Consider the following 22,472-nt stretch of genomic DNA (forward strand, 5'->3'; position numbering starts at 1 on the left):
GCGAAAACTCGCAACCTGGGATACCGACTACCTGATGGCAGCTCTCCAAGCCCGTTAACCTGGACTCGTTGCCCTGCGTTAAACACCTCTGCGCATGACCCCAAAATCGGAATCGATTTTCGGAAAGGATCATGCGCAAATTGGTACAGTGTCCTTTGCGCGTCCAAAATGACGCGCGGCGCTGTACTCAGGTCATCCGGGAGACGAAGATGAAGAAGATCGCCGCCATTGCCGCCCTGTCGGCGTCCACGCTCGGCCTGTCGGCCGGCGTGTCCTTTGCCGACTACACGCTGAACATCCTGCACATCAACGACTGGCACAGCCGCATCGAAAGCAACAACAAATATGAATCGACCTGCTCGGCCGAGGAGGAGACCAAGGGCGAGTGCATCGGCGGCGCGGCGCGGCTGATCACGGCGATCGCCCAGGAGCGCAAGAAGCTCGACGGCCAGAACGTGCTGCTGCTCAGCGCCGGCGACAATTTCCAAGGATCGCTCTTCTACATAACCTACAAGGGCAAGACCGAAGGCGAATTCCTCAATCAGATGAAATTCGACGCCATGGCGGTCGGCAATCACGAGTTCGACGATGGCGAGGCGGCGCTGGCGCCGTTCCTGGACATGATCAAGTTTCCGGTGCTCGGCGCCAATGTGAAGGCCGACGCGCAATCCAAGCTCGGTGACCGTGTAAAACCGTCGATCGTGATCGAGGTCGGCGGCCAGAAGATCGGCGTCGTCGGCGCGGTCACCAACGACACGCCGGAGCTCGCCTCGCCGGGCCCTAACGTCATGATCGAGGACGACGTCAAGTCGATCACATCAGAGGTCGAGAAGCTGAAGGGAGAAGGCGTCAACAAGATCATCGCGGTTACCCATATCGGTTACAAGCGCGAGCGCGACGTCATCGCCAAGATTCCGGGTGTCGACGTGGTGGTCGGCGGCCACAGCCATTCGCTGCTGTCCAACACCGACCCCAAGGCTGAAGGCCCCTACCCGACGATGGTCGACAATCCGGACGGCTATAAGGTGCCGGTCGTCCAGGCAGCGTCCTATTCGAAATATCTCGGCGAGTTCAAGGTCGTGTTCGACGACAACGGCGTCGTCAAGCAAGCCAGCGGCGACCCGATCTACCTCGACAAGTCGATCACGCCGGATCCCGCCGTGCTTGCCCGCATCAAGAAGCTCGGCGCTCCGATCGAGGCGTTGAAGAACCAGGAGGTCGCCGAAACCACCAAGGCGATCGACGGCAGCCGCGAGAACTGCCGCACCCGCGAGTGCGAGATGGGCAATCTCGTCTCCGATGCCGTCCTCGACCGCGTCAAGGACCAGGGTGTCGAGATCGTCATCACGAATGGCGGCGGTCTGCGCGCCTCGATCGACCAGGGCACCGTCACCATGGGCGAAGTGCTGAACGTGCTGCCATTCCAGAACACAGTGGCGACCTTCCAGATTTCCGGCAAGGATCTGATTGCCGGGCTAGAGAACGGTCTCAGCCAGATCGAGGACGGCGCCGGCCGCTTCCCACAGGTTGCCGGCCTGAAGTATTCATTCGACAAATCGGCCGCCCCGAATGCCGGGCGCGTCAAGTCGGTCGAAGTCATGCAAGGCGGCGCGTGGACGCCGATCAATCCGGATAAGGATTACCTGGTCGCCACCAACAACTATGTGCGCCAGGGCGGCGATGGCTACGACGTATTCGCCGACAAGGCCAAGAACGCCTACGATTACGGTCCGGGCCTCGAACAGGTGGTCGCCGATTATCTCGGCGCGCATCGGCCCTATACGCCGAAGCTCGATGGCCGTATCACCGAGATCGCGGCCGCCGCCGCGGCGGAACCGGTCCAGGAACCGGCCCAGGAACCGGCCAAGCCGGCTGAAGCCGCGCCTGCTCCGGCCGAGCCGGCAAAGCCGGCAGAAACGGCTCCAGCCGCAACCGCGGAGCCGGCGATGCCCGAACCGCCGGCTGGTTCGGACGATATCGCCACGACGCCGCCAGCCGTCCCGGCGGAACCCGCCCCGGCAGCGCCGGCACCTGCCGAGCCGGCTAAACCGACCGAGACGGCACCCGCGGCACCGGCTCCTGCGGCGGAACCGGCCAAACCAGCCGAGGCTGCGCCTGCCGAGCCGGCAAAGCCGGCCGAGGCAACACCGGCCGAAAGCAGCCATGTGATCGTTGCCGGCGATACCTATTGGGACCTGGCGGAGAAGGCCTATGGCGATGGCACCAAGTGGAAAACGATCTCGGACGCCAACAAGGACTATGAGCCGCGCCGCCTTCCGGTCGGCGCAACCTTGACCATCCCGGCCGCAAACTAAATTCTTCCGTCATTGCTGGAAAACCCGTCCGGGGAACCGGGCGGGTTTTCTGCTTTCCGCCCGAGGTAAGATAAGGTGCGGCCAGACGCTGCATTGAAAACCGGCGCGGCATCGCTAGTTTCGCGCGGTGTCCGGAGATCCCTAATGACGCTTTCCAACCCTGTCGATCCCAAGGCCGCGGCGGCGAAGGGCCTCGGCCCGCAGCCGGCAGGACAGCCGCCGGTCGGGGCGGGCAGGATCGGCGTCATGCTGGTTAATCTCGGCACGCCCGACGGCACGGAATTCAAGCCGATGTGGCGCTACCTCAGGGAATTCCTGTCCGATCCGCGCGTCATCGAGCTCAACAAGGCGATCTGGTACCCCATCCTCTACGGGCTGGTTCTCACCACACGGCCGAAGAAGTCGGGCGCCAACTATGCCAGGATATGGAACCGGCAGCGCAACGAGTCGCCGCTGCGCACCTACACCCGCGCCCAGAGCGAAAAGCTGACCGAGGCGCTGCGCGACCTGCCCGACGTTATCGTCGACTGGGCGATGCGTTACGGCAATCCGTCGACCGAGAGCGTCGCCAAAGGGTTGGTCGCGCAAGGCTGCGACCGCATTCTGTCTTTTCCGCTCTATCCGCAATATTCCGCGACCACGACCGCGACCGCCAACGACCAGCTGTTTCGCGCGCTGATGAAGATGCGCCGCGCCCCGGCGATCCGCAGCGTGCCGCCCTACTATGCCGAACCGGTTTATATCGAGGCGCTTGCCCGTTCAATCGAGCGCCATCTGGCGACGCTCGATTTCGAGCCGGAGGTGGTCATCGCCTCCTATCACGGCATTCCGAAACCCTATTCCGACAAGGGCGACCCCTATCAGGCCCATTGCCTGGAGACGACCCGGCTGCTGCGGGAAAAGCTCGGTTGGGATGAGAAGAGGCTGATCACCACGTTCCAGTCGCGCTTCGGTGCGCAGGAATGGTTGCAGCCCTACACCGACAAGACGGTCGAGAAATTGGCCGGAGAAGGCGTGAAATCGATCGCCATCATCAATCCGGGCTTTTCTGTCGACTGCATCGAGACGCTGGACGAGATCGGCAGAGAGGCGGCCGAGACTTTCCACCATGCCGGCGGCAAGAAGTTCGCGCACATCCCCTGCCTCAACGACAGTGCCGAGGGCATGGCGGTGATCGAGGCGATGGTGCGGCGCGAACTGTCGGGCTGGATTTGAAGCGGACATAATCGAGCGCCGCTAGCCCGGCCGCCCATACGCCGACAATTCGCGATCACCCGATTGTAACATTTCTGAAACACACTTAAGTGTTTGGTGAAGTCGGTTGCGTTGAAACGTCTACCGCATCGGCGGAAAATCGGAATCGATTTTCGGAAAGCACGATGCGCAGGTATAAAAGTTAGAGCGTACTTTGTGCGTCCAGTGGACGCGCGTCGCTCTAATGTGCTCGGCATCTGAGGGAGGGCCAAATGGATTTCAGTGGTTTCGATATCGCGCTTCTTGTTCTTGTCGCTCTTGTCGTGCTCGTGCTTTTCAAAGGCATCCGGACAATCCCGCAAGGCTACAATTATACCGTCGAACGCTTTGGCCGCTATACCAAGACATTGAGCCCCGGCCTTAACCTCATCGTGCCGTTCGTCGACCGCATCGGCGCCAAGTTGAACATGATGGAGCAGGTGCTCGACGTCCCGACCCAGGAGATCATCACCCGCGACAACGCCACCGTCGCCGTCGACGGCGTCGCCTTCTACCAGGTGCTCAACGCCGCGCAGGCCGCCTACCAGGTCGCTGGGCTGGAGAACGCCATCCTCAACCTGACGATGACCAACATCCGTACCGTGATGGGTTCGATGGACCTCGACGAGCTTTTGTCGAACCGCGACGCCATCAACGAACGCCTGCTGCGCGTCGTCGACGAGGCGGCGCACCCCTGGGGCATCAAGATCACTCGTGTCGAGATCAAGGACATCAACCCGCCGGCCAATCTCGTCGAATCGATGGGTCGCCAGATGATGGCCGAACGCAACAAGCGCGCGCAGATCCTTGACGCCGAAGGCCTCAAGCAGTCGCAGATCCTGGAAGCCGAGGGCCGCAAGGAAGCCGCCTTCCGCGACGCCGAGGCGCGCGAACGCTCCGCCGAGGCCGAGGCCCGCGCCACGCAGGTGGTGTCGGAAGCGATCTCCAAGGGCGACGTGCAGGCGCTCAACTACTTCGTCGCGCTGAAATACACCGAAGCGCTGACCAGGATCGGCTCCGCCACAAACAGCAAGGTTGTGCTGATGCCGATGGAAGCTTCGTCGCTGATCGGCACGCTCGGCGGCATCGGCGAGATCGCCAAGGAAGTCTTTAGGGGCGACGGCACTGCCGGCACGCCGCAGCAAGCCGCCCGCCCGCCCGTAGTTCGCCCGAGCGAGAGCTGAGGCCGGTCCCATGTTCGACCGCATCATTTCCGAACTCGGCCCTTGGAACTGGATGGTTCTCGGCTTCCTTCTCCTCGTAATGGAGGTCGTCGCACCGGGCATTTTCATGCTGTGGATCGGCATCGCCGCGCTGCTGATCGGTGCAGTCTCCCTGCTCATCTGGGACGCAGGTTTTTGGACTTGGCAGGTCCAGGTTCTCGCTTTCCTGGCGATGTCGCTGGTTTCAACCTATGTCGGCAAGAGACTGGCGGGCGGACGCCACGACCCGACAGACCAGCCACTGCTCAACCGCCGCGGCGAACAAATGATCGGCAGGATGGCGACACTGGCCGAGCCCATCAAGGACGGCCGCGGCCGCATAAAGCTGGGCGACACGCTATGGCGCGTCTCCGGCCCCGATCTGCCGGCCGGCACGCAGGTGCGCGTGACGGGCGCGGCCGACACCGATCTGGAACTGACGGTCGAGGCGGTCTAGGACCGATCCCACCGATCTCGGCGGGCGACTTTTCAAACAGGCCTGAGCCTCTGTCAGAGACTGTTTCGAAATTCGATCTGGCGAGTCATATGGTGGTGGTTTCGAGAACCGGCGCGCAGCGGACATTAGAGCGCTGCGCGTCCAATTGGACGCGCAAAGGACGCTCTAACACTTTGCATTTGCGCATGATCCTTTCCGGGAAACCGAAATCGGTTTCCGGGGTCATGCGCTGGTCCGTGAGCACCGGCCTACGCCGGCCGTAGCTTTAACTGCCACGACCGCTCATAAGTGCTTCGGCCGGCGAAGGCCGGAAGCGCAGAAAACGCCATCAGATGGCCGCCAGAGTAGAGTTTCCAAACGGGCTCTCAGGCCGCGCCGATGCGCAGCAGATCGTGCAGATGGACAAGTCCGACCGGCCGTCCGCCCTCGACAACCATCAGGCTGGAGATGGCCGAATTGTTGATCGTCTGCAGCGCCGTCGCCACCAGCGTATCTGGACCGGCCGTCTTCGGCTCCTTGGTCATGACCTGATCGACACTCATCGCCAGAAGATTGCTGCCGATGTGGCGCCTGATATCGCCGTCGGTGACGATGCCGATCAGCGCACCATCCGCAGCGGTTATTGCCACGCAGCCAAACCCCTTGCGCGACAATTCGAGGATCGCTTCGCGCATTCCAGTGCCGGAAGGCACCAGCGGCAGCCTGTCGCCGACATGCATGATGTCGCGGATCTGCGTCAGATTGGCGCCAAGTTGCCCGCCGGGATGGAAGGTGCGGAAATGATCCGGCGTGAAGCCGCGCGCTTCGAGCAACGCGATGGCCAGCGCATCGCCGATCACCAGTTGCAGCAGCGTCGATGTCGTCGGCGCCAAGCCATGCGGGCAGGCTTCCGGCGCACGCGGCAGCAAAAGCACCACATCGGCCGCGCGCGCCAGCGCCGATCGCTCTCCGGCGGTGACCGCGATCAGCGGAATCGAGAAGCGCCTGGAATAGGCGATGATGCCCTTGAGTTCCCGGCTCTCGCCCGACCACGACATGGCGATGATGGCATCGTCCCTGGCGATCATGCCGAGGTCGCCGTGATTGGCTTCGGCAGGATGGACGAAGAAAGCCGGCGTGCCGGTCGAGGCGAGCGTTGCGGCGATCTTTGAGCCGATATGGCCGCTCTTGCCGACGCCGGTGACGATGACGCGGCCCTCGATCTGCGACACCATGTCGACGGCGCGCGCGAACGGTTCGGTCAATCCGTTTTCGAGCGCGGCCGCCAGCGCCGCGACACCGGCCTGCTCGGTCGCTACCGTTCTGAGCGCCGAGGCGATCGAAGCTTGCCCGTCGAACCGCTTCTTGTCTTGGGATCCCGCATGCATGGCTGATGCGATTAGCGCTTTGCTGCGCGCCTGTCCAACGGAATTGCCATCCAGCGGGGCTTTAAACCAACGCCGCCTCAACCCTCCATTAACCATCCCTATTTACGGTTCGGTAAGTATGGCGCGCGGGCGCCGCGCAAGCAGTGGTGGCAATGTCCGGGGCCCAGCATGAAAAGAAAGGAAGGCGAAACGGCAAGGCGGTCTACGCCTTGCTGTTGGCGACCAGCGTCTTCGCCTTGCTGCGGCCTGCGCAGCCCTATGCCCAGGTAGCCGAGCTGCGCGGCGAGGTTTCGGAATCAGCGATTCTGGACGACCAGCAGCGCGAAACCAGGCAATTGAGCATGGCCAGCGCCCAGGATCAGACGGCACGGGCCGACGCAGCCATCCAGGGCAATGCACCGGCGCCGACCTATCAGCCGGCCAGCCCGGGCGCCGTGCAGGACGACGACACGGCACCCGCGACCGGCAGCATTTTTGATCCGCTGGAAGCCACCGATGATGCGTTTGCGGACACGCCCGCTCCAATCCCGCCGCGCCGGCCATCGAGCGTAACGCAACGCGCGAACGATCAAGACTTGGCCGCCGAGGCCGCCGCCGCGACTGCAGCCACGACGGATGACACGGACACCGGCGAAACTGACCAGGACGCCACCAATCCCCGTGCCGTGACCATTGATTCCGCCGACAGGCAGCAGCTCGATCCGGGCGCCGAGCGCGCCGAAGCTATCGAAGGTCAGGACGAGAGTGCCGAGGACGACCCGTTCGCCGCCACCGGCATCAAACTCGGCTCCTTCGTGATCAGGCCGACGCTCGAGCAAGGCCTGACGGCGTCGTCGAATGCCGATTCAAGCACCGAAGGCAAACCGGCCCTGCTGTCCGAAACGGCGCTGCGCTTCAATGCCATCTCCGACTGGCGGGAGAATTCGGCTGTCATCGACGGCTATGGCATCTTTCTCAAGACCATATCGGGCGACGAGGTTCAGGAGGCACGGGGCCGTGTCGACGGCACGCTCAATGTCGACCTCGACAACGATCTGCGCGCTATCGCCAGCCTTGGTTACGAGGCGGCGCCGGAATCGGCTTCGTCGCCGGTCGTCATCGAAGGCACCGTCGAGCAGCCGGTGCGCCAGAGCATTAACGGCAGCCTCGCGGTCGAGAAGGATGCCGGCAAGATGCGCTTCGCCCTGACCGGCGCAGTCGAACACGACATCTACGGCGACGCCAAGCTTTCGACGGGCGGAACGCTGTCGCAGAAAGACCGTGACTCGACGCTCTATACCGCCACCTTGCGCACCGGCTACGAGATTTCCCCCGCTATCACCCCCTTCACCGAAGTCGAAATCGGCCGCCGGGTCTATGATTTGCGCGTCGACGCCAATGGTTTCGAACGATCCTCGACGGGGCTTGGGGTTCGGGCCGGCGCCGAGCTCGACCTCGGCGAGAAGCTTGCCGGCGAATTCTCGGCCGGCTGGCTGCGGGAGGCGATCGACGACGACCGGCTGCCGGCAATTTCGGGTGCCACGGTGAACGCCGACCTCAGATGGTCGCCGGAACGCGGCACCACGATCGGCCTCATCGGACAAACGACCGTCGAGGGCACGACAACCCCCGACGAAAGCGGCGACATCCTTTACTCCGGCCTCCTGACGGGCGAGCGGGAAATCCGTGCCAACCTGATCGGGAACGCAGCTCTCGGCGTGGGCTGGCGCGACTACGTCGGGTCCGACGGCCATGATCTGATACTGAGCGCCGAGGCCGGACTGACATGGTGGCTGAACCGGTATGCCGGACTGACCACCCGCGCCAGAACTGAAAAACAGACCAGCAACCTGGAGGGCCGCGACTACACCGCCCACAGCATCTTCGTCGGGGTGAAGCTGCAGCCGTAAGGCAGCCGTTAAAGGTTTGGGGTATCTCGAGTTTTCGGGTCAGGCGGTGGCGAGAATGGTGGCTTCGATCACCTGAACGCAGCCTACATCGAGGTATGCGAGTGCCGGAAGCGCAGGAAAACCGCCGTTCCCCGGCCGGCTGACTATCGATATACCTAAATTAGAACGCCGCGCCCCGTTGCTCTGACGGTTTCATCTCGTCGAGAAGCTTGCGGATAACGCCCGCCATTCGGCCGTTTATGTCGCTGCGCCACAGCGCGAAGGCGACGTTGGCCTCGACAAAGCCTTCCGGCGATCCGCAATCAAAGGTGCGCCCCTGGTAGTGGCAGCCGTAGAAGGGCTGTTGCTTCTCCAGCTTCAGCATCGCATCGGTGAGTTGGATCTCGTTGCCGGCGCCCTTCTCCTGGCCCTCGAGAATCCCAAATATCTCCGGCTGCAGGATGTAGCGCCCGTTGATGTATAGGTTGGAGGGCGCCGTGCCGGCCTTCGGCTTCTCCACCATGCCGGTGATGCGGAAACCGTGATGCGTATCCTCGCCACGGCCGACGATGCCATATTTATGGGCCTCGGCGGGGTCGCATTCCTGAACCGCGACGATGTTGTTGCCGGTCTCGGCATAAAGCTCGACCATCTCCTTCATGCAGCTTTTTTCCGACTGCATGATCATGTCAGGCAAAAGCAGCGCGAAGGGCTCGTCGCCGACCAGCTCGCGGGCGCACCAGACGGCATGGCCGAGGCCAAGCGGGACCTGCTGGCGCGTGAAGCTGGTCTGCCCCGGCGAGGGTTGCAGCCGCTGCAGGCGGGCGAGCTCGTCGTCCTTGCCGCGCTGGGCGAGCGTGTCATAGAGTTCGAACTGGACGTCGAAATGGTCCTCGATGACCGCCTTGTTGCGGCCGGTCACGAAGATGAAATGCTCGATGCCGGCTTCGCGTGCCTCGTCGACCACATACTGGATGACTGGCCTGTCGACGACCGTCAGCATTTCCTTGGGTATGGCCTTGGTGGCCGGGAGAAAACGCGTGCCGAGACCGGCGACCGGGAAAACTGCCTTGCGAACTCTCTTCATGCTGTCAATTATCCGCTTCTAAGCCTGTTCGGCAATCCCGCCTCGAGACATTTTCGTGCCGGAATCTAGGATTATGGAACGGCTGGTCAGAAAAAAATTTGTAGTCCGTAAAGCACCAACCCGCCTTTTCGTTCCCAACGGCACCTATGGTAAACTAAATGCTAACCGGGTTCGGCGATGAATGATCTTCCTGTGATGAAGAAGGAGGAAAAGATGACCGTTCGCAACGCCGCAACGCGCTTCACAAGCTTCGTTGCGGCCGCCAGCCTGTCGCTTGCCTTGCTGTTGCCCACCGGATCGGCTTTTGCCGACGCCGGTTTCCGGCAATGGGTGGCGAGTTTCCGCGCCACCGCGGTGCGGAGCGGCGTTTCCGGCGCCGTTTACGACCGGGCATTCGAGGGCATCAGCGATGCCGACCCGGTCGTGCTGGAAAAAGCGCGTTATCAACCCGAATTCACCGCGCCCGCCTGGGACTATTTCGACAACCGCGTCCACGACCAGTCGGTCGCTGTTGGCCAGCAGATGGCAAGGAAGTGGAAGCCGTGGCTAGACAGGATCGAGGCAAGATACGGCGTCGACCGTCACATCCTGCTGGCCATCTGGTCGATGGAATCGAATTACGGCGAAATCCTCAAGCGCGACGATGTCATGCGCAATGTCGTGCGTTCGCTGGCAACACTTGGCTATGCCGATTCGAGACGATCGAAGTTTGCCCGCACTCAGTTGATCGCGGCGCTGAAAATCCTGCAAAGGGGCGACATCGACAAAAGCCACCTCAGCGGCTCATGGGCCGGCGCCATGGGCCATACCCAATTCATTCCCACCAGCTATCAGGCCTATGCGGTCGATATGGACGGCGATGGCAAGCGCGACATCTGGAATTCGATTCCCGATGCATTGGCAACGGCCGCCAATCTGCTCAAGAAGAACGGCTGGCAGGCCGGCAAGACCTGGGGCTATGAAGTCAGCCTTCCCGACGGAAAGAAGTTCCCGGCCGGATCGAAGTCACTATCGCAATGGCAAGCGCTGGGTGTCACGCGTGTCAACGGCAAGCCGTTCAAGAATAGCGCGGAGAAGGCCACGCTGAAGGTGCCAGGCGGCCGCGGCGGCCCGGCTTTCCTGATGATCAAGAATTTTTCGGTCATCAAGCGGTACAACAATGCCGACAAATACGCGGTTGCTGTTGGCCTTCTTGCCGACGGAATCGCCGGCTATGGTGGGCTTGTGCAGGACTGGAAGCGGCCTTTCACGAAGCTCTCCTTCGAGGAGAGGCAAGAGCTTCAGCAGCGGCTTTCCCAGTACGGCTACTATGACGGCAAGTTCGACGGCAAGATCGGCGAGGGATCGAAAGCCGCCATCATGGCCTTCCAGGCGAAGGCTGGCTTGACCCAGGACGGACATCCGAGCATGGAAGTGCTCAAATGGCTCAGGCAGAACTAGCCTCGCATAGGGGCTGACCTGGAGCATCGGACCCAAACCGGTTTTGGGGAATCCGATGCTCAAAAAAAAAGATAGAGCGGCGGCACGGTTGGATTTGAGGGTCCGGCGCTCTTAAGGGATGGAGACGGTAATTGGTTTCGGCTGCGCGTATCCGTGTGATCCTTCGTCGCGTGCCGATCCTGATTCTGGCTATTGCCGTTCTGGCCGTCAGCACTGCCGCCGTCTTTCAGGCGCCGGCCATGGCGCAGGAAGAACAAAGGCGTGGCTGGTCGCTGCGCGACTTGTTGTTTCTGCGCCGAAGCGAGCGGGTGGAACCGCCGCGACTGATTCAGCCGCGACAGATTCAGAGGATCGGGCCACGGAAGCCAAAAGCCAGAAAGGCCCGTGCCGCGCCGCGCCGGCCGGCTGAGCCGGCAGCCCCCATCGTCGAGAAGGCGCCGGATGCCCGCACCGTTCTGGTGGTCGGCGATTTCATGGCGAGCGGCCTCGCCGAAGGTCTCGACACCGCCTTTGCCGAAAACACCAAGGTCAGGATCGTCGTCCGCAGCAACGGTTCGTCCGGTTTCGTGCGTGACGATTTCTACAACTGGCCCGAACAGATCAAGTCGCTGATCGAGACCGAAAAGCCGGCGGCCGTGATCGTCATGCTGGGCTCCAACGATCGGCAGCAAATGCGCGTGAACGGTGAACGCGAACAGCCGCGGTCCGAAGCCTGGACCAAGGAATACGAACGCCGGACCGAAGCGTTCGGTAAGGCCATTGCGTCGGCCAACGTGCCATATCTGTGGGTCGGCATGCCGGCCTTCAAGGCGACGAAGATGACCTCAGACATGCTGGCTTTCAACGACATCTACCGCTCGACGGCCGAAAGTCACGGCGGCGAATTCATCGACATCTGGGACGGTTTCGTCGACGAGGAAGGCGCCTTTGTCACCAGCGGGCCTGACATCAACGGCCAGCCGGTGCGCCTGCGCACCGACGACGGCATCTATGTCTCGAAAGCCGGCAAACGCAAGCTCGCCTTCTATGCCGAAAAACCCTTGCTGAAGATCCTTGGAATGACCGCTCCCCCCGGCACACTGGCAGCTTATGCGCCAGCCGGCGCTCCCGTCGGGGCGCCGGCGCCGACACCCATGGCCGTCGATCGCACCGTGCCGATGCTGCTCAACGATCCGGCACTCGACGGCGGCTCGGAACTTCTCGGCGCTGCATCGCCGGCAAAGGCGGACGGGCCTGGCGAAAAACTTGTCGTCGAGGGCAAGGCGCCCGCTGCTTCGCCCGGCCGCGCCGACGATTTTTCCTGGCCGCCCAGGGGACAGCCTGCGGCGGCGGCCGCTGGAAGCGACACGACGACGGCGATCAATCCTTGATACGAGGCTCCTCGGAGACCGTTTCGAAACTCGCTCCTGTGAGTCATATGAGGGTGTTTTCGAGAACCGGAGCGGAGCGTACATTCGAGTACGTGAGCACCGGAAGCGCAGAAAACGCCCTCAGATGGCCGCAGGAGTAGAGTTTCCAAACGCTCTCAGCGCGGCAACACGCTCGATCCCATCAACGCCTCGTCGATCGAACGAGCCGCCTGCCGGCCCTCGCGGATCGCCCAGACGACTAGCGATTGACCGCGGCGCACATCGCCCGCCGCATAGAGCTTTTCGACGCTGGTCTTGTAGTCGCGGTCATTGGCCTCGACGTTGTTCGAGCGGCGGCTGTCGATGGCGATCTTCATCTGGCCAGCCAGCTCCGACACCGGTCCGACGGTGGCCGGCCCGGCAAAGCCGATGGCGATGAAGGCGAGATCCGCGCGGATGACGAATTCCGTGCCGGCGATCGGCTTGCGCTTTTCATCGACCTCGCAGCATTTGACGCCGGTCAACGCGCCGTCCTCGCCGATGAATTCGAGCGTCGCCACCTGGAACTCGCGCTCGGCGCCTTCGGCCTGCGAGGACGAGGTGCGCATCTTCGTCGCCCAGTAAGGCCAGACTGAAAGCTTGTCTTCCTTTTCCGGCGGCTGCGGCCGGATGTCGAGCTGGGTGACGCGCACGGCGCCCTGGCGGAAGGCGGTGCCGACGCAGTCGGAGGCGGTGTCGCCGCCGCCGACGACGACGACATGCTGGCCGCCGGCGACGATCGGCGGCGAGGGCCACGCCACCGACTGGATCGGCTCGCCGCCGATGCGCTTGTTCTGCTGCACCAGATAGGGCATCGCGTCATGCACGCCGTCGAGATCGTCGCCGGGAATGTTGGCCGGGCGCGGCGTTTCCGAACCGCCGCAATAGAGCACAGCATCGTATTCGGCGAGCAGTTCCGCCACCGGTTTGTCGACGCCGACATTGACGCCGCAATGGAAGCTCACGCCCTCGCCTTGCATCTGCTCGATGCGCCGGTCGATATAGTGCTTCTCGATCTTGAAGTCGGGGATGCCGTAGCGCATCAGCCCACCCGGCCGGCTCTCGCGCTCATAGACGTGGACGTCGTGGCCGGCGCGGCCAAGCTGCTGGGCGGCCGCCATGCCGGCCGGCCCCGAGCCAATGACGGCGACGCGCCTGCCGGTCTTCTTTTCCGGCGGGTAGGGCCGGATATGACCGGTTTCATAGGCCTTGTCGGCGATCGCCTGCTCGATCGTCTTGATGGCGACCGGAATGTCCTCAAGGTTCAGCGTGCAGGCTTCCTCGCAAGGTGCCGGACAGATGCGGCCGGTGAATTCCGGGAAATTGTTGGTCGAGTGAAGGTTGCGGATCGCATTGTCCCAGTCGCCATTGTAGACGAGGTCGTTCCAGTCCGGGATCTGGTTGTGGACCGGGCAGCCGGTCGGCCCGTGGCAGTACGGAATGCCGCAATCCATACAGCGCGCGGCCTGTTTCTCGACCTCCTTATCCGACATCGGCAACGTGAACTCGCGAAAATGCCGGATGCGGTCGGAAGCCGGCTGGTACTTGTGCACCTGCCGGTCGATCTCGAGAAACCCTGTTACCTTGCCCATAGTCCAGTCCCTGCTGTCCAGATGGCGCGCTCGACGACGCACCCGTTAACCTCATAAGGCAGCCATGGCAACCTTCAGTCCGAGGCCAGGATTGTTGATGAAGGCGTCGACCGGGAAGCCTCGCTTCCCGGCAACTCCCAAAGCCTATTCCGCCGCCACGCCCATGCGCATGCGTTCCATTTCGATCAGCGCGCGGCGGTATTCGACCGGCATGATCTTCCGGAATTTCGGCCGGAAAGTCGCCCAGTTGTCGAGGATCTCGCGGCCTCGCACCGAACCCGTATAATGGACGTGGTTCGAGATCAGCTGATAGAGCCGCTCCTCGTCATGGCTGGTCATGTCGCCGGACACGTCGACGCGGCCTTTGTGGTCGAGGTCGCCGCCATGATGGAGCAGTTTCTCCATCAGGTCGTCTTCTTCGGGAACGGGTTCCAGTTCGACCATCGCCATGTTGCAGCGCTCGGCGAAATCACCTTCCTCGTCGAGCACATAGGCGACGCCGCCCGACATGCCGGCGGCGAAGTTGCGGCCGGTCTGGCCGATGACGACGACAATGCCGCCGGTCATGTACTCGCAGCCATGGTCGCCAACGCCTTCGACGACGGCGGCCACGCCCGAATTGCGAACCGCAAAACGCTCACCTGCAACGCCGCAGAAATAGGCCTCGCCTTCGGTTGCGCCGTAGAGCACGGTGTTGCCGACGATGATCGACTCCGCTGCGACGATCTTCGTGTTCTCCGGTGGGCGGATGACGATGCGTCCACCCGACAGGCCCTTGCCGACATAGTCGTTGCCGGCGCCAATCAGTTCGAACGAAACCCCCCGCGCCAGGAAGGCGCCAAAGGACTGGCCGGCGGTGCCGGTGAGCTTCACCGAGATCGTGTCCTCACGCAGGCCCTTGTGCTTGAAGCGCTTTGCCACTTCACCGGACAGCATGGCGCCGGTGGAACGGTCGACATTGCGGATCGGCAGCTCGATGCTGACCGGCTGCCTGGCCTCGAGCGCCGGCTTGGCCAACTCGATCAGCCTGCGGTCGAGCACGTCGTCGATCGGATGCTTCTGCCGCTCGGTCCAGTGCACCGCCTCATGCGGGGCATCCGGCTTGAAGAACATCTTGCTGAAATCGAGCCCGCGCGCCTTCCAGTGCTGGATCAGCGCCCGCTTCTCCAAGAGTTCGGTGTCGCCGATGATCTGGTCAAGATGGGTGTAGCCCATCTCGGCGAGCAGCGCCCGCACCTCTTCCGCCACATAGAAGAAGAAGTTGATGACGTGTTCCGGCGTGCCCTTGAAACGCTTGCGCAACACCGGATCCTGCGTCGCTACGCCGACCGGGCAGGTGTTGAGATGGCACTTGCGCATCATGATGCAGCCGGCCGCGATAAGCGGCGCGGTCGAGAAGCCGAATTCGTCGGCGCCAAGCAATGCACCGATGACGACGTCGCGACCGGTGCGCAGGCCGCCATCGACCTGCAACGCAACGCGCGACCTGAGGCCGTTGAGCACCAGCGTCTGGTGCGTCTCGGCAAGGCCCATTTCCCACGGGCTGCCGGCGTGCTTGAGCGAGGTCAGCGGCGATGCGCCGGTGCCGCCGTCATAGCCGGAAATGGTGATGTGATCGGCGCGCGCCTTGGCGACGCCGGCCGCAACCGTGCCGACGCCGACTTCGGACACCAGCTTGACCGAGACATCAGCCGCCGGATTGACGTTCTTGAGATCGAAGATCAGCTGCGCCAGATCCTCGATCGAATAGATGTCGTGGTGCGGCGGCGGCGAGATCAGGCCGACGCCGGGCGTCGAATGCCTGACCTTGGCAATGGTGGCATCGACCTTGTGGCCGGGCAGCTGACCGCCCTCGCCGGGCTTTGCGCCTTGCGCGACCTTGATCTGCATCACATCGGAATTCACCAGATATTCCGCCGTCACGCCGAACCGCCCGGAAGCGACCTGCTTGATCGCCGACCGCTCGGGGTTCTTGCCGCCGCCCGGCAGCGGCAGGTAGCGGTCGGCCTCTTCGCCGCCCTCGCCGGTGTTCGACTTGCCGCCGATCGTGTTCATGGCGCGCGCCAGCGTGGTGTGCGCTTCCCTGGAAATCGAGCCGAAGGACATCGCACCGGTCGAGAACCGCTTGACGATATCGGCCGCCGACATGACCTCGTCGAGCGCGACCTTCTTGCGGCCGGTTTCTTCGGCGAACCTGATCTTGAACAGGCCGCGAATGCTCTGCGCCCGCGCCGCCTCGCTGTCGATCTGAGCGGAATAGTCCTTGAACGTCTCCCACGATCCTTGGCGCACGGCGTGCTGGAGGGTGGCCACGGCATCGGGTGACCAGATATGCGCTTCGCCGCGCATGCGGAACATGTATTCGCCGCCGACCTCGAGACTGTTGCGCAGCACCGGGTCGTTGCCGAAGCCGTCGGCGTGGCGGCTGACCGTCTCGGCCGCGATCTCTTCCAGCCCGACGCCTTCGATCAGCGTCGCGGTGCCGGTGAAATACTTCTGCACGAAATCGGTCTTCAGCCCGATCGCGTCGAAGATCTGCGCGCCGCAATAGGACTGGTAGGTCGAGATGCCCATCTTCGACATCACCTTGAGAATGCCCTTGCCGATCGACTTGATGTAGCGGGAGACGACCTCGTAGGCGTCGACCTCGGCCGGCAGCTCGCCGCGCTTGTGCATGTCGAGCAGCGTGTCGAAGGCGAGATAGGGGTTGATCGCCTCGGCGCCGTAGCCGGCAAGGCAGCAGAAATGATGCACCTCACGCGGCTCGCCGGACTCGACGACGAGCCCCACCGACGTGCGCAATCCCTTGCGGATCAGATGATGGTGGACCGCCGCCGTGGCCAGAAGTGCCGGAATGGCGATGCGGTCCGGCCCGAGCTGACGGTCGGACAGGATGATGATGTTGTAGCCGCCGGCGACCGCCGCTTCAGCGCGCTCGCACAGCCGGTCGATGGCGCCCTGCATGCCGGCCGCGCCTTCGTTCGAAGCATAGGTGATGTCGATCGTCTTGGTGTCGAAACGGTCCTCGGTGTGACCGATGGAGCGGATCTTCTCCAGATCGCCATTGGTCAGGATCGGCTGGCGCACTTCGAGCCGCTTGCGACGCGAATTGCCGACGAGGTCGAAGATGTTGGGCCTCGGCCCGATGAAGGACACCAGGCTCATCACCAGTTCCTCGCGGATCGGGTCGATCGGCGGGTTGGTGACCTGGGCGAAGTTCTGCTTGAAATAGGTGTAGAGCAGCTTCGATCTGTCCGACATCGCCGAAATCGGCGTGTCGGTGCCCATCGAGCCGACCGCTTCCTGGCCGGTGGTTGCCATCGGCGACATCAACAGCTTGGTGTCTTCCTGGGTGTAGCCGAACGCCTGCTGGCGATCGAGCAGGCTGACGTCCCTGCGCAGCGCGCGCGGCTCGACCGGCTTCAGGTCTTCAAGGATGAGTTGGGTGTTGGCGAGCCAGCTCTTGTAGGGATGCCTGGTCGCGATCTCCGACTTGATCTCCTCATCGGAAACGATGCGGCCCTTCTCCAGGTCGATCAACAGCATGCGGCCGGGCTGCAGCCGCCACTTCTTGACGATCCTTTCCTCCGGCACCGGCAGCACGCCGGCTTCCGAAGCCATGATGACGCGATCGTCGTCGGTGACGATGTAGCGCGCCGGGCGCAGCCCGTTGCGGTCGAGCGTAGCGCCGATCTGGCGGCCGTCGGTAAAAGCTACTGCGGCCGGTCCGTCCCACGGCTCCATCAGGGCGGCGTGGTATTCGTAAAAGGCCTTGCGATCCTGATCCATCAACTTGTTGCCGGCCCAGGCTTCCGGGATCAGCATCATCATCGCATGGGCGAGCGAGTAGCCGCCCTGCGTCAGGAATTCGAGCGCATTGTCGAAACAGGCGGTGTCCGACTGCCCCTCATAGGAGATCGGCCACAGCTTGGAGATGTCGTTGCCGAACAGTTCGGAATCGACCGAGGCCTGCCGCGCCGCCATCCAGTTGACGTTGCCGCGCAGCGTGTTGATCTCGCCATTGTGGGCGACCATGCGATAGGGATGCGCCAGCTTCCACGACGGGAAGGTGTTGGTCGAGAAACGCTGGTGGACGAGGATCAGCGCCGTCTCGAAACGCGGATCGGTCAGATCCTTGTAATAGGCACCGACCTGATAGGCCAGGAACATGCCCTTGTAGACGATGGTCCGCGATGACATCGACACGACGTAGAAGCCATTATCGACGCCCTTGGTCTCTTCATGGATACGACCGGAAATGACCTTGCGCAGGATGTAGAGCCGCCGCTCGTAATCATCGTCGCTCTCGATCTCGGCGCCACGACCCAAAAACACCTGCCGCTGGACCGGTTCGGAAGCAGCGATATCAGGCGCCTTTGACAGCAATGAATTGTCGACCGGCACATCGCGAAAGCCGAGCAGCGGCTGGCCTTCAAGCTGCGCCACCTCGGCGATGATGCCTTCGATATGCGCCTGAAGCTGAGGATCGCGCGGCATGAACACATGGCCGACGGCGTAATGGCCGGGCTTGGGCAGTTCGACGCCTTGGCTGGCCATCTCCTCGCGGAAGAAGCGGTCGGGAAGCTGCACCAGCACGCCGGCGCCGTCGCCCATCAGCGGATCGGCGCCGACGGCGCCGCGATGCGTCAGGTTTTCGAGCACCGCAAGGCCGTCCTTGACGATCTGATGCGACTTCTCGCCTTTCATGTTGACGATGAAGCCGACGCCGCAGGCATCGTGCTCGTTGCGGGGATCGTAAAGGCCGTGGGCGGCGAGGCCGGTATGGGTGCGCCCGATATTGGTCAGGCCAGTGGCGTTGGACCGATTTTTGACAGCTGGCGCTTTCGTCTGCGCGGCCGGGCCGTTCGTCGCAGATGGCGTCATTTCCGTCATCATCCTGTCCTCCATTCCGCGCCCCTCAGGGCGCTGGTTTCCGTCGGGAAGCGCCTGGGCTTCCCTCTCATCCTTGCGGCACGTCTTGCGAAATCCTTGCCGAACCAGGCGGCCTGGTTCGCACCGGCAATCGTACAGGCCAGAGTCGGGCTGTCTACCTGTCGCTCGCGGCAACGGCCGGAGAGGCCCAATGATACGCCAATCCAGCCTGTTTTTGTGCGACAAAATAAGACAGCACTACTGTCCTAAATTTTTATGACAGAAATTGCGGATGCGCACAAGACCGATTCACAACAATCTTAGGCATTTAGAGACAGAAAATTACGCGCGACCGTACCAAAACGCAACCTTCGGTCGTCCGCCTGTGTCCCGGCCTCTCGCTGGCTTTACCGCTTTTCCGCCGCTTGGCACTTGCGAGCGGCATGCGAAAGCGGCCAAGGTTGCATCGATTTTCCCAGCACAGGCAAACGCATGAATTTCGCTTCCGACAATTGGGCAGGCGCCCATCCCGACATCTCAGCCAATTTATCCCGGCATGCCGCAGGTGCTGCCAATGCTTACGGCGACAGCGACCTGGACCGCGCCATCTATCGGCGCTTCAGCGAAATTTTCGAACGCGAGGTTGCAGTGTTCTTCGTCGCAACCGGTACGGCGGCCAACGCCCTCTCCATGAGCGCGTGCAACCGAATTGGCGGCATCGCCTTCTGCCATTCCGAAGCGCATATGACCGTCGATGAATTCGGCGCGGCGGGCTTCTACACCGGAGGGGCGCGCATGTCGCCGGTGCCGGGTCCATTGGGGCGCATCAATCCGCAGGCGCTCGACCGGGCCATCATGCGCTATTCCCAAGACCTGGCTCCCGCCGGCCAACCGATGGCGGTCACGATCACGCAGGCGACGGAAGTCGGCACCGTCTACACCGTCGCCGAGATCACAGCCATCTCCGAAGTGAGCCACCGTCATGGGTTGCCTCTGCATATGGACGGCGCGCGCTTCGCCAACGCGATTGCCGCGATAGACACCAGTGTGGCGGAAATGACCTGGAAGAGCGGCGTCGACATCGTCTCCTTTGGCGGCACCAAGAACGGCTGCTGGATGGCCGACGCAGTCGTGGTTCTTAATCAAGACCTGGGGCATGATTTGCGCCTGTTGCGCCAGCGCGCCGCCCAGAACTTTTCCAAGTCGCGCTTCATCTCGGCCCAGTTCGAAGCCTATTTCGCCAACAATCTGTGGCTGGAAACCGCGCGACACGCCAACGCCATGTCGGCTCGGCTGGCGGCAGCAATTGAGGATTCTGCTTCGGCCCGGCTCGCCTGGCTTCCCCAGGCCAATGAAGTCTTCGCAATCCTCAGCCGCAACAATGCCGAACGGTTGCAAGCCGCCGGCGCCAAATTCTACGATTGGGGGGTGCCGCATGGCCTTGACGGCCACATCGGCGAGGACGAGGCGCTCTACCGTTTCGTCACCAGCTTTGCGACCACGGCCGAAGAGGTCGACCGCTTTGGCCAGCTAATTGCTGGATAGCACCTTATCCACATCCACAAAAAAGGGCGACGCCAAGCGCCGCCCTTCGTCCCTGAGATCGTCTTGTGACGCAGCTTACGCGGCGGTCTTGGCCTCGATCTGCTTGGCCTTCGCCGAAGACGCGGTGATCGCGATCTTGCGGGGCTTCAGCTCCTCGGGAATATTGCGCTTGAGATCGACGAAGAGCAGGCCGTTCTTCAGCGAGGCGCCGACGACTTCAACATGGTCGGCAAGCTGGAAGCGGCGCTCGAAGGCCCTGCTGGCGATGCCGCGATAGAGCAGTTCGGAGCCTTCGCCATTGCCCCCTTCCTTGCGCTCACCCTTGACGGTCAGGACATTGCGGTGAGCTTCGATCGAGAGCTCGTCGTCCGAGAAGCCGGCGACCGCCATCGAGATGCGATAGGAATCCTCACCGGTGCGCTCGATGTTGTAGGGTGGATAGGTCTGCGCACCTTCGGGCTGCGCAAGCGAATCGAGCATGGTGAACAGCCGGTCGAAACCGACGGTCGAACGATAGAGCGGGGAAAAATCAACGTGACGCATAGTGTGTTCTCCTGTTGAGCAACAAAGTTTGCGTATGGCCGGTGCGAAACCCGTGACGGCGTTCCGAATAGGCCAGCGGCCCCGACATTGGCGGCCACAGCAGACATTTGGGGAACACCTGAAAGCATTTCAAGATTTCTCGATGAACGGCAGATGAACCGCGGCTTCGGCGGACGTTCAGCTAAGTGGCGGTAGACTGCTTCCAGGATCAAGGAACAGGCGGCGGTTACGGCGTCGCGCGTCCTCTCGGACACGCAAGGACGCTGTAACACTTTGATTGCGCATGATTCACAGCGAAAATCGGGTCCGATTTTCGGTGTCACGCGCGAGATGCCGCAACGGCGCCGACCGGGTGTAACGTCCCTTCCTCCCGGATCGACGGGGGCCGGAAGCATGCCGCAAGCTGCTTTCGGCCTCACTCGCTGGCTGCCTCGTTCAGCCTTTCCAACGCGTCCGGAATTCCTTTGCTTTTGCTGCATGGGCGTCTATGCCTACCAAAGCTTGCGCCATGCAGGCAGCGACACACAAACGCAGCGCGAATGACGGACCTCCTCAACAAAATTCCCCTCTTCCGCGAAATTCCGGGCAATCCGCTACCGGAAAATGCGGCCGGTGGTTTCTTTACGACGCGCGATGGCAAGAAGATCCGCTACGGCCTCTTTCCCGCCGTTGCCCGCCCGATGAAGGGCACCGTGGTCGTCTTGACCGGCCGCAACGAGTGCATCGAAAAATATTTCGAGACCATCCGCAACCTTGCCGATCGCGGCTTCGGCGTCGCCACCCTCGACTGGCGCGGCCAGGGCGGTTCCGACCGGCTGATCAGCGACCGCGAGCGCGGCTATGTCCGGAGCTTCTTCGACTATACCGGCGACCTGGAACAGTTCTTCGAGGAGATCGTGCTGCCCGACTGCCGGGGGCCATATTACATATTGGCCCATTCGGCTGGGGCGGTGATTACGCTGCTTGCCGCACCGTCGATGGTGAACCGCGTACGGCGCATGGTGCTGATCGCGCCATTCCTGGCCGTCCCCGACCTGCCGGTCTCGACAACCACCGTTCGCCGCCTGTGCTCGCTGTTCTGTCTGCTGGGCCTTGGCAAGCTTTATGCCGCCTGGGGTCCGCGGCCCAGAAGAATCATTCCGTTTGCCGCCAACATGGTGACATCAGATCCAGAGCGGTACCGACGCAACACGCTGATCTACGAAACCTACCCGCAGCTGGCGCTCGGCGGCCCGACGATACGCTGGCTGAAAGCGGCGGCGCAGGCCTCCGAGGCCATCAGCGATCCCGACTTCATGGCCAGGATCCAGGTACCCTTGCTGGTGATCGCCGCCGGTGCCGACCAGGTCGTCTCGACCAAGGCGGTGGAAACCTACACCAGACGCCTGCGCCTCGGTTCGCTGCTGGTGATCGATGGTGCACGCCATGAAATATTGCAGGAAGCCGACTTCTATCGCGAGCAGTTCTTTGCCGCCTTCGATGCCTTCATCCCGGGAAGCGACGACACCGCCTGATTGAGTGCCGCACTCCCTCCGGACGCTCCAAGAGCGCTCCAAGTCATTG

The 22,472-nt window shown here is 62.6% G+C and carries 14 protein-coding genes; 9 read left to right on the plus strand and 5 right to left on the minus strand.

Going from position 1 to position 22,472, the window contains the following annotated elements; genetic code table 11:
• Positions 1-209: 209 nt before the first annotated feature.
• From AC0L3I_RS31650 to AC0L3I_RS31665, 4 genes are all read left to right on the plus strand, one after another.
• Entirely contained in the window at positions 210-2,315 is a 2,106-nt protein-coding gene (locus AC0L3I_RS31650; RefSeq protein ID WP_473529545.1) for a 5'-nucleotidase C-terminal domain-containing protein, read from the plus strand.
• 144 nt (positions 2,316-2,459) lie between these two features.
• Positions 2,460-3,530 carry a ferrochelatase gene (hemH, locus tag AC0L3I_RS31655; RefSeq protein ID WP_473529546.1) on the plus strand — a complete coding sequence of 357 codons (1,071 nt, stop codon included), beginning with the start codon at positions 2,460-2,462 and terminating at the stop codon, positions 3,528-3,530.
• A gap of 251 nt (positions 3,531-3,781) precedes the next feature.
• Entirely contained in the window at positions 3,782-4,732 is a 951-nt protein-coding gene (locus AC0L3I_RS31660; protein ID WP_473529547.1) for an SPFH domain-containing protein, read from the plus strand.
• Between the two features lie 10 nt (positions 4,733-4,742).
• Positions 4,743-5,207 (plus strand): NfeD family protein, encoded by a 465-nt coding sequence (locus tag AC0L3I_RS31665; protein WP_473486423.1) that lies wholly within the window; start codon positions 4,743-4,745, stop codon positions 5,205-5,207.
• 365 nt (positions 5,208-5,572) lie between these two features.
• Here AC0L3I_RS31665 and AC0L3I_RS31670 read toward each other — a convergent pair whose 3' ends face one another.
• Entirely contained in the window at positions 5,573-6,574 is a 1,002-nt protein-coding gene (locus AC0L3I_RS31670) for a KpsF/GutQ family sugar-phosphate isomerase (RefSeq protein ID WP_473486422.1), read from the minus strand.
• 152 nt (positions 6,575-6,726) lie between these two features.
• Here AC0L3I_RS31670 and AC0L3I_RS31675 point away from each other — a divergent pair, with 152 nt between their 5' ends.
• Positions 6,727-8,463: an outer membrane beta-barrel protein gene (locus tag AC0L3I_RS31675; RefSeq protein WP_473529548.1), complete on the plus strand. Its 1,737-nt coding sequence runs from the start codon at positions 6,727-6,729 to the stop codon at positions 8,461-8,463.
• Positions 8,464-8,623: 160 nt separating this feature from the next.
• Here the strand turns inward: AC0L3I_RS31675 and galU are convergent, their stop codons facing one another.
• Positions 8,624-9,529 carry a UTP--glucose-1-phosphate uridylyltransferase GalU gene (gene galU, locus AC0L3I_RS31680; protein WP_287211435.1) on the minus strand — a complete coding sequence of 302 codons (906 nt, stop codon included), beginning with the start codon at positions 9,527-9,529 and terminating at the stop codon, positions 8,624-8,626.
• A 213-nt stretch (positions 9,530-9,742) separates the two neighbouring features.
• Between galU and AC0L3I_RS31685 the strand changes: the two genes are divergently transcribed.
• Positions 9,743-10,969 (plus strand): lytic murein transglycosylase, encoded by a 1,227-nt coding sequence (locus tag AC0L3I_RS31685; RefSeq protein WP_473486420.1) that lies wholly within the window; start codon positions 9,743-9,745, stop codon positions 10,967-10,969.
• 131 nt (positions 10,970-11,100) lie between these two features.
• The gene (locus AC0L3I_RS31690; protein WP_473529549.1) at positions 11,101-12,339 is read left to right on the plus strand and encodes an SGNH/GDSL hydrolase family protein; all 1,239 of its coding nucleotides are present in this window, start codon (positions 11,101-11,103) and stop codon (positions 12,337-12,339) included.
• 155 nt (positions 12,340-12,494) lie between these two features.
• On the opposite strand, the gene AC0L3I_RS31695 is transcribed toward AC0L3I_RS31690, so the two are convergent.
• Positions 12,495-13,949 (minus strand): glutamate synthase subunit beta, encoded by a 1,455-nt coding sequence (locus AC0L3I_RS31695; protein WP_473529550.1) that lies wholly within the window; start codon positions 13,947-13,949, stop codon positions 12,495-12,497.
• A 144-nt stretch (positions 13,950-14,093) separates the two neighbouring features.
• Positions 14,094-18,842, minus strand: a complete 4,749-nt coding sequence (gltB, locus tag AC0L3I_RS31700) for a glutamate synthase large subunit (protein WP_473486505.1) — start codon at positions 18,840-18,842, stop codon at positions 14,094-14,096.
• A gap of 471 nt (positions 18,843-19,313) precedes the next feature.
• Here gltB and AC0L3I_RS31705 point away from each other — a divergent pair, with 471 nt between their 5' ends.
• The gene (locus AC0L3I_RS31705; protein ID WP_473486417.1) at positions 19,314-20,366 is read left to right on the plus strand and encodes a threonine aldolase family protein; all 1,053 of its coding nucleotides are present in this window, start codon (positions 19,314-19,316) and stop codon (positions 20,364-20,366) included.
• 75 nt (positions 20,367-20,441) lie between these two features.
• Here the strand turns inward: AC0L3I_RS31705 and AC0L3I_RS31710 are convergent, their stop codons facing one another.
• Positions 20,442-20,909, minus strand: a complete 468-nt coding sequence (locus tag AC0L3I_RS31710; RefSeq protein WP_473486416.1) for an Hsp20 family protein — start codon at positions 20,907-20,909, stop codon at positions 20,442-20,444.
• 539 nt (positions 20,910-21,448) lie between these two features.
• Between AC0L3I_RS31710 and AC0L3I_RS31715 the strand changes: the two genes are divergently transcribed.
• Positions 21,449-22,423, plus strand: coding sequence for an alpha/beta fold hydrolase (locus AC0L3I_RS31715; RefSeq protein WP_473486415.1), 975 nt, complete (start codon positions 21,449-21,451; stop codon positions 22,421-22,423).
• The last annotated feature ends 49 nt before the right edge of the window (positions 22,424-22,472 follow it).

Source organism: Mesorhizobium sp. WSM4840 (assembly GCF_055811755.1).